Here is an 8361-nt window from a genome sequence, read left to right on the forward strand (position 1 = left end):
TAGAGTCAACTCCCAAAACTCTAATCAATAGTTTACATGCAACAGCCAGAAATTTCGATACACCCTCTTATTGGACGCTTACATTTTTTCTTGCCTCCCAAAGCAAAAGCACCTGTCATTTTCAAAACGAAGACAGCAAGTGTCTTAGAGTTCCACATTCTATTTTGAGTGCAAAAAAGCAGGAGAACTTTTCAGATTTCCTGCTTAGTAAAGCTGTGAAGATTTAATTGTAGTCAGTTTTTCTTATACCATCCGAAATTTATACTTTAATGTTCTCTCATAACAAAAATCAATTTTGTCCTCCAACAAAAATACCGTTTGGGGGATTATCCCATATAAAATTATCCTCAGCCACTTCGCTCTCCAATGCAATTTCAATTTTATATATCCCCACATTTTGGGCATTTTCATCATCCTCACTATACATATAAAAATTCATACAATACCTTTCCTTCTCTGTCAATATGAGATACATACCATCCAATTCCGTTTTCCTTTTACCATAGTTGCTTTCACTTGATGATGCACAATCGCCCTCAAAACTTTGGATACTGCCCTCAATATAATCGAAAAAAGCAGAGATTTCAGTGTCTAAATTCTCAATGTTCTTTTTGCTTTCTTCGGAAAATAGAGATTTTAGTTTCTCTGAATCCTGTTGCTTACATGCCTCGATAATTTGTTGACACATCTTATCCGTTTCATTTTGTTCAGAGCTAAACCAGTCATTGAAATATTTGTTAGAGCAGCCTGTTAAACCGAGTATAATAATCACACTGGAAAGCAACAATACTTTTTTCATATAATTACATCCTTTACTGAATAATTGCAAAATCACTTATTGGATTAAGGTCATTACAAAAAATTTCTTACTATCATTATACTTCATCAACCTAAAGAATGGAAGATATTTTCTTACTCCCTAAAGCAAAAGCACCTGTCATTTTCAAAGTGAAAACAGCAAGTGCTTTAGAGTTCCATATCTTGTTTTTTGCTTTTTGCCTGATCCGTCCGGCTGACTTCACGCTCTGCTATTTCTTTCTTTTTGCGGCTCAACTGCTCTATAATGGAACTTTTAGCTTTCTTCTTGATTTGCTCCGTTCCGGCTTTTTTGACCTCCGGTTTCATCAGCGTGGTTTGGATTTTCTGAATGGTTGATTTCATAGCGTTTGTGATTCTGGCAATCACGCCATCCAATCGTTTCACTGCATACTCAACTTCTTTCTTTGAAGCCTTACGCTCAGGGGAGAGAACCCACGCTTTAGACTGCTCCACCAGCTTAATATCCTCCTTGTGCGTTTCCAGTTTTACAGTATCAGCAACGACCTCAACCGCCTTGTCATAGGCAATATCGGCAACCTCGTCCACCAGAGCTTCCACATCTTCAATCTTCATCGTGAGTTCTTCCAACTTTTGCTCCTGTGCTGCCAGTTGCTCCTTTTGCTTGAAAAGAATATAGTCCTGTTTTTCCAGATAAGCACGACCACCATATTCGGGTTCTTCTTCCAGTTGTAAGCCATGCTTTTTCGCCACATCGAACAGCAACACTCGGCAGGCTGAATCGAAAGTCATCTTGCGGTTATTTTTTCTTCCGACAGGCTTCTCCGGTTCCGGCAGTTCAAATCCCAGTGCTTCCAAAGCCTTTTCCTGTTGTGGGGCAATCTCCCCATATTGATTTTCACAGTCGAACACATGACGCTCGTGAATATGAGGGGTGCTTTCATCCAAGTGCAGCGCCCAATTCAGGATATGGACATGAGAGCCGAAACGCTCATTTACGATTTCCATAAATTCTGTGACAATCTCAATGAGCAGTTCCGGTGGAACATGATTATCAAGTGTTCCAATCTGATAGACCGTTTCCTCTGGACAGGTCTTTTTGCTTTTGAGCAAATCACCGGTTTCCTTATTCCTTTCAGGGTGTCGGTTCTTCACATTTCTTTCGTTCTGTCCGGTTACAAAATCACGATACCGCTGACGATAAAAAAGCTGTTCCACATCTTCAAAAGTGGCAGACAGCTCATTTTCCTTATCGGGATTTTTGAAATTGCGGAAGCCATTGTAACAGTCCCAATAGAGATTTTGTTTGGCTCGTTCTTCGTCAATGTGTTCGCTGTTGGCAATGTCAAAACTGCGGTCATTGTGCTTCGGATTATAAACGCCATTCTTTCCAGCTCGTCCATTGTGCCTTGTTAATTTCACATGAGTTCCTCCTTTTCTTTTTGATTTCCCCGACAGGGGAGAAGGGCAGCGAAGCTGATTCCTTGCGGCTTTCTGCGTCAAGTAATACCCAGTACTAAGTGGCGAAACGCCACTTAACTGGGCAAGGCTGCCGCCCTTGACCTGCACAGGGGTATTGCATTCCCTGTACCCATGCACAAAGGGTTGCACCCTCTGTACTCCCGCCCGAACAAACTGACTTCGCCCCGTCTCAAGCTCTGTCAGTTCCTTCGGTTTTGCAAAACAGTCCACCGGACTATTTTGCAAAAAGAAAAACCGACGCATGATCGCTTTACGCTCAATACATCGGTTTCTTCATCTGACCTTAACGGTCATATTCAGTTGTGGCAGATTAGCCAATTTGAAAAATTATTCTGGCACATCTACTGAGTAGCTCAGACAATCGCCTCTTTTATTGCTTTCCAAATCGTTATAATACCACATATACATCGTTCTACCATATTCTTCATATTCTATAATTCCATCTGGCTTTTGACCCTCTACTTCTAATGAGTAAATTTCTTTATCATGTGCATAGCCAAAAACGAATCTGGTATCTGGATAATTTGGATTTAAGTCTTGTTGAATATCACTTATTGTTAAAGATAAATGGATAAATTTTTTGAAGTCTCCCCCATAAGTGGTATCTGGTGTAGTGGCAGATGGTGTGGCATTTACAAACGCATATTGTGTACTTTCATTTTCTATCTGTTTTTTGCAGCGTGCAATCACAAAACCTTGAACGGGATCGTTATCACTTCCTGCTCGATAGAAAATCGTATCATACTGTTTGCCATTCCATATATGCAATATTTCATCAACATGATTAAGAAAATCTTCTGGAGCTGATAAATCTTCATGTTCTGCTTTTAAGGGGGAATTCAAAATAGCTTCTTCGATAGAATTATAATATGTAAGTTTAGAATCGTCTTTTCCATTATCTGTCAACTTAAACTCGATATACTCATTTCCTTTGTTTTCTTCTTCCGGAACATAAGTATAACGACCATTTTCAATATGGTCATCATAATCAACAAACAGTCCAATACATATCAGCGCTGCAAAAATCAAAAAAACTATTCCTATAACGATTAGCAATATTTTCAAAAATTTTTTCATACAAAAGTCCACCTTCTTGCTTCATTTCAGTAAATTATATCATACCGATATGAACAATTCAATTTACACTCTATCAAGTAGTTTTTTTACTTACCTGTAACGCACATTTCTGCAAAATCCATAGTCCCCGATACTTTCCTCACGGGTGATATACAGTCGGAATTCTGTCAGCTCATGAAATAAGAAAAACCGACGCATGATCGCTTTACGCTCAATACATCGGTTTCTTCATCTGACCTTGACGGTCATATTCAGTTGTCTAACATCGTACTGTTATAAAATCTATGTCATTTACGATTTTTCTTATGCTGATTTGCCCAGTAAGATTTTACAGGGATTCTTCTTCTTTTTATGTCCTCCATAAATTCTTCTTTGTCAATATTACTATCAATGGTAAATAATTTTTCTCCATTTACATATACACGCATAGAACCTTTCTTTCTCTCGCAATAGGTAATATCTTCAAAGTGAAAAGTTCTCTTTCTTCCAAAAGTTGAACGCCATGTGATTTCATCTCCGTTCACTTCCAGTTTCCACATAATCATGTTCAATGAGCCGATTAAAGAAACAATAAAGAAAATACTAAAACCAATTGGTGGCAATAAATCATCTTGTTGAATAGCACTGGCTACCGTAGCTCCCCCAAAAAGAAACACCGCCAATACAAAAAACATAGTAAGTACTTTTTCGGTTTTTATTATATAATGCGTCCTAATTATTCCCTTTTTCTGTTCTTCCTCTCGTTCTTTAGCTCTCTTTTGTTGAAGATTTACAAGATATTTCAAAAGAAGAAGTACAACTAAATAGGGACCTATTTGTGTAATTATATTCAAACACATTCGTAAAAAATTATTCATTTTTGCCCTCCATAGTTCCAGCTATATAAAAATGATTGTTTGAAATCGAGTATTAAAAACCTCAATTTTTCATATCTCATTATACTTCATCAACTTAAAGAATGGAAGAAAAAATTTTGTGTACAGAGTTCCTGTTCAAGCCTTGTAACGCACATTTCCGCAAAATCCATAGTCCCCGATACTTTCCTCACAGGCGATAGGCAACGGTCAAAACATCAGGTCTGCACCTGACATTTTAACCGCATATCAGCCCTGATTATCACATTATCCCTGCTGGCTGTTCAGCCCATGCTTTTTCGCATATTCGCTGGCTTTCTGTCTGCGTTCCTCACTGTAAGGCGGCAGGAAACGGATAGACAGACGGGACTTTGCCAGCTCATAAGAAACACCGCCTTGAACATTGGATTTTTCCAGTCGGCAAAGGTCAGGGTACTTCTTAGCAAAAGCAGCCAACCTCTTTTTCAATCCGGCGTTGTGGGTGTAGATATTTGCCTTGTCCTCGCCCTCATTAAAGAGAACGATTGTTTCTTTCTCAATCTTCGTCAGTCTCGTCATAGCAGCCCTCCCTATGGTTTTTCAACACACGCAGCTTGCAGTAAAAGCAGCGATACCACCTTTCAACACCCTCAGCACTCAGCTTGACGGAAAGCATATAAAACAGCTTCTTCGCCACTGGATCGGGTGCAAGGGCAGCTACCATACGCAAACGCTCGACAGTTGCTTTCAGGTTCGGACAGCCAAAGGCATAAAGGGCTTCCATTTCATTCCGGTTCATCTTCATTGTGTTTTCCTCCTTAAAGTTTGATAAATGAAAAGCGACAGACACTTCATAAGGAAATACCTGTCGCTTCGTTTACGATACAAATTTGTTGGTTTTGGACTTGATAAAATCAGCAGTAAATCATTTCCTGTCTGATGATTTCTTCGGCTCGGTTACGGATAGAGTTCATGGACTGTACCCACAACATCTGATTGTCTGCTTTCATGGTTTCGGTCACGCCCTCGGCTTGTTTCATCTGCTCAATGATAAGGCTGCACCTTTCCGTTGCCTGTTCGTCCAGGTCAGCAAGGTAAGTATGCAGTTCGCCGGATAAACAGAGGGCAGAGAACCTTGTAGGGCGGTACTGCTCCAAATATGTCCTGTGCAGTCTGCCCCACATACCGATAGGGCGGTGTTCCTCCGGTAGCTTCAAGTCCGGCACATAGTAATCGCCCACAAGAACATAGTCCAGACCGTTGCTTTTGTCATGGATTCGTGATTTCAATTCTGTCATGCTATTTTTTCTCCTTTCACTTTTTGCCGATTTGATTTGCTTGTGACGTTCTGTTCAACACACACATTGCTATCAGAACTTTTTTCTTCTGCTATACGCTCATGCTCCGCAAATTCTTTTGATTTCTCACGAATCTTTTTCATATACTTACGATTGGATTCTCGTTTTCTGCGAAGTCGTTCCGCCTCTTTTTCAGCAGCAATCCTTTCTTCCTCTGTTGGTTCATGCTGCTCCACAGGTACTTGAAATTGCCCGACATAGTTAAGATATATCTCCACCTCTGTGGTGCGGTCTGCACCTTTTCCTTGTGGCTCGTGAACCAGAATTTTGTCGATAAATTCATTTATCATGGCAGGAGTAAGTTCTGTAATATTCTCATACTTTTTAACCAGCTTTAGAAAACGCTCCACATTATTTTGACCGCCTATAATCCGTTGCATATCAGCGGTGTCAGTCTCAATAATCTTGTTCAGCTCGTTCTGCTCATTTTCATAATCAGTAAGCATACTCTGAAAAAGTCTGTCCGGCAATCTTCCAATCACATTATCTTCATAGATTTTCCTGATAAGCATATCCAGTTCGTGAACTCGCTTCTGATTTCTTTCAATGCGGTTTTTTACAGTTTCAGAAACAGCAATATCTTTCATCGCCGATTCTTCTTGCAGAGAATAAACAAACTCCCGCTCATTCAAAGAAACATAATGGCAAGTCTCCTGTATGGTTTTCAGAATGATGCTTTTAAGTGCTTTTGTTGAAATATGGTGGCAAGTACAATGTCGGTCATACTTCTGATAAGCAAGATTATATGTGGAACATTCATAACAATCTGCCGGATTGGAATAACTTGTCCTTTTTTCGCCTTTGGCAGTATAGTATATTCTTTCTCGCCCTTTCCGCTGCCTGTGATTATACATCGGCGCACCACAATCAGCACAGTAAATCTTTCCGGTCAGAACATTAGGCTCGCCCATAGGATCTGCTTTTCTTACATTCTGTCTTAACTTTTGAGCAAGCAGCCATGTTTCTTCATCGACAATAGGCTCTTGTGTATCATCAAAAACCACCCAATCTTCCTTATCTGCCCTTTTCGTCTTTTTGTCCTTATAGGAATTTTTGAATGTCCTGAAGTTGACAGTCTTTCCGATATACTCTGGTCGGGCAATCAGAGTAGTAACCTGATTTCCTCGCCACATATACGGATTTTCTTTGTCATAGTTGCTTGCATGATTTCCAAGTCCCTTTTTGCCAAGATAATAAGATGGTCTTTCAATTTTTTCTTCTGAAAGTTCTCTTGCTATCTGATAAGGTCCTTTTCCCTCAATAGTCATGCGATAAATTCTGCGGACTACTTCAGCAGCTTCTTCATCAATAATCCAATGGTCGGGGTTTTCGGGGTCTTTCAAATAGCCGTATGGTGGGATATTACTTGTATGAGCGTTGCCGGAAGAACCTCTGGATTTCAGTACAGCTTTAATTTTCTTACTTGTGTCCCTGACAAACCACTCATTCATGATATTCAGAAAAGGGGCAAACTCACTGGTTTCTTGACGGTCACTATCAATACCATTATTGATTGCTATAAATCGAACTTCCTTTTCTCTAAACAGAATGTCAGTGAAAAAACCTACTTGCAAATGGTCTCTGCCGATTCTGGACATATCTTTGCAGATACAGGCAGTGATTTCTCCGTTTTTAACACCTTCAACAAGTCTGTTCCATGAAGGTCTGTCAAAGGTCGCTCCACTCCAACCATCATCGGTAAAATGAACAAGATTCGTAAAACCATGTTTCATAGCATAATCTTCAAGCATTTGCTTTTGATGAACTATACTGTTACTCTCTCCAGCATTATCATCATCACGAGACAGTCTTTCATACAAAGCAGTAATGCCATTGCTTTTATCTTTTTTTCTTCTCATGCTGAACTCCTTTCTTCAATTCCTATCCACTCCTTACGCTCACAAAATATCACATCCGTAAAGTGCTGAGGCGGACTGCTTTTGCCTTCTTTGACGATTGCCGCAGCAACCGAAAGGGTCTGTCCTTCGGTCAGATCCGGCAGAGCTTTCTCTGCGCTCTCTTTTTTCGGCTCTGCATCCTTCATTTTGGCACGGTAAGCGTCCTCCAGTGCTTTCCATCCGGGATGCTTCACCGTTTTTCCTTTTGTGGTAAACTCCCCACCGGCACACGCTGCAATCACAACAGTTTCCGAATAGATATGGGGCTGGGCTACGGCGCACATCAGACGCAGGGCCACCAACTCCAGCACCGCTTTTTCTCCCGCAGGAAGGGCAGAAAGGTCTGCATCCTTGAGATTTCTGGTAGGGATTACTGCGTGATGGTCGGTTACTTTCTTATCGTTGATTACCGTATGCGGATCACAGGTAATGGCGATTTCTTTGCAAAACGGCATGGCGTTGGCAACCAGGTTCACCAGCACCGGCAGGATGTCTGCCATATCACCGGTCAGATAGCGGCTGTCAGTACGGGGATAGGTGCAGAGCTTCTTTTCATACAGGCTTTGTAGATAGTCCAGGGTCTGCTGGGCTGTAAATCCAAGCAGGCGGTTGGCATCTCTTTGCAGGGTAGTCAGGTCATAGAGGGCAGGCGGCTTTTCGGACTTTTCCTTGCACTCCACCTTTTTGATTGTGACATTTGCACCCTGACAGGCTTCTTTCAGCTGCTCGGCAGCGGCCTTATTCGCCATGCGCTCCCCGGATACGGTAAGACCGGGCAGCTCCAGCTCCACGGTATAAAAGGGAATCGGCTTAAAGGTGTCGATCTCAGCTTCTCGCTGGACAATGAGCGCCAGTGTTGGGGACATCACGCGCCCGATGTTGAGGGTACGGTGATACAGCACGGAAAAAAGCCTTGTCGCATTGATCCCCACCAGC

Annotated in this window: 9 protein-coding genes and 1 pseudogene; 1 reads left to right on the top strand and 9 read right to left on the bottom strand. The window is 41.3% G+C overall.

All coding sequences use genetic code 11. From position 1 onward, the window contains the following. Positions 1–227 (top strand): hypothetical protein (locus tag OCV63_RS16935; protein ID WP_331485582.1); only part of this gene is annotated, 227 nt, incomplete at its 5' end. 62 nt (positions 228–289) lie between these two features. Here the strand turns inward: OCV63_RS16935 and OCV63_RS16940 are convergent. The 9 genes and pseudogenes from OCV63_RS16940 to OCV63_RS16980 form a co-directional block, all read right to left on the bottom strand. Beyond that, positions 290–799, bottom strand: coding sequence for a DUF5104 domain-containing protein (locus tag OCV63_RS16940; RefSeq protein ID WP_006573538.1), 510 nt, complete (start codon positions 797–799; stop codon positions 290–292). 167 nt (positions 800–966) lie between these two features. After that, complete coding sequence (locus OCV63_RS16945; RefSeq protein WP_008394494.1) at positions 967–2502, bottom strand: plasmid recombination protein; 1536 nt, start codon at positions 2500–2502, stop codon at positions 967–969. Positions 2503–2586: 84 nt separating this feature from the next. Beyond that, positions 2587–3336, bottom strand: a complete 750-nt coding sequence (locus tag OCV63_RS16950) for a hypothetical protein (protein ID WP_005930799.1) — start codon at positions 3334–3336, stop codon at positions 2587–2589. A gap of 287 nt (positions 3337–3623) precedes the next feature. Beyond that, complete coding sequence (locus OCV63_RS16955; protein ID WP_035393633.1) at positions 3624–4193, bottom strand: DUF6560 family protein; 570 nt, start codon at positions 4191–4193, stop codon at positions 3624–3626. 264 nt (positions 4194–4457) lie between these two features. Next, the gene (locus tag OCV63_RS16960) at positions 4458–4748 is read right to left on the bottom strand and encodes a hypothetical protein (RefSeq protein WP_005930793.1); all 291 of its coding nucleotides are present in this window, start codon (positions 4746–4748) and stop codon (positions 4458–4460) included. Then, the gene (locus OCV63_RS16965; protein ID WP_005930789.1) at positions 4726–4974 is read right to left on the bottom strand and encodes a hypothetical protein; all 249 of its coding nucleotides are present in this window, start codon (positions 4972–4974) and stop codon (positions 4726–4728) included. Before OCV63_RS16965 ends, OCV63_RS16960 begins: the two co-directional genes overlap by 23 nt. Before the next feature lie 109 nt (positions 4975–5083). Beyond that, positions 5084–5467, bottom strand: coding sequence for a TnpV protein (locus OCV63_RS16970; RefSeq protein ID WP_005930786.1), 384 nt, complete (start codon positions 5465–5467; stop codon positions 5084–5086). Then, positions 5464–7386 (bottom strand): recombinase family protein, encoded by a 1923-nt coding sequence (locus OCV63_RS16975; RefSeq protein ID WP_005930780.1) that lies wholly within the window; start codon positions 7384–7386, stop codon positions 5464–5466. The genes OCV63_RS16970 and OCV63_RS16975 overlap by 4 nt, the downstream gene beginning before the upstream one ends. 11 nt (positions 7387–7397) lie before the next feature. Continuing rightward, a pseudogene (locus OCV63_RS16980) lies at positions 7398–8361 on the bottom strand (DNA topoisomerase); the annotation flags it as partial.

The organism is Laedolimicola ammoniilytica (assembly GCF_025567165.1).
GTDB lineage: Bacteria > Bacillota > Clostridia > Lachnospirales > Lachnospiraceae > Laedolimicola > Laedolimicola ammoniilytica.

Excerpts from the sequence above, each read along its gene's own strand:
- OCV63_RS16940 (WP_006573538.1), bottom strand. The coding sequence starts at position 799 with ATGAAAAAAGTATTGTTGCTTTCCAGTGTGATTATTATACTCGGTTTA.
- OCV63_RS16945 (WP_008394494.1), bottom strand. The coding sequence starts at position 2,502 with ATGCGTCGGTTTTTCTTTTTGCAAAATAGTCCGGTGGACTGTTTTGCA.
- OCV63_RS16950 (WP_005930799.1), bottom strand. The coding sequence starts at position 3,336 with ATGAAAAAATTTTTGAAAATATTGCTAATCGTTATAGGAATAGTTTTT.
- OCV63_RS16955 (WP_035393633.1), bottom strand. The coding sequence starts at position 4,193 with ATGAATAATTTTTTACGAATGTGTTTGAATATAATTACACAAATAGGT.
- OCV63_RS16960 (WP_005930793.1), bottom strand. The coding sequence starts at position 4,748 with ATGACGAGACTGACGAAGATTGAGAAAGAAACAATCGTTCTCTTTAAT.
- OCV63_RS16965 (WP_005930789.1), bottom strand. The coding sequence starts at position 4,974 with ATGAAGATGAACCGGAATGAAATGGAAGCCCTTTATGCCTTTGGCTGT.
- OCV63_RS16970 (WP_005930786.1), bottom strand. The coding sequence starts at position 5,467 with ATGACAGAATTGAAATCACGAATCCATGACAAAAGCAACGGTCTGGAC.
- OCV63_RS16975 (WP_005930780.1), bottom strand. The coding sequence starts at position 7,386 with ATGAGAAGAAAAAAAGATAAAAGCAATGGCATTACTGCTTTGTATGAA.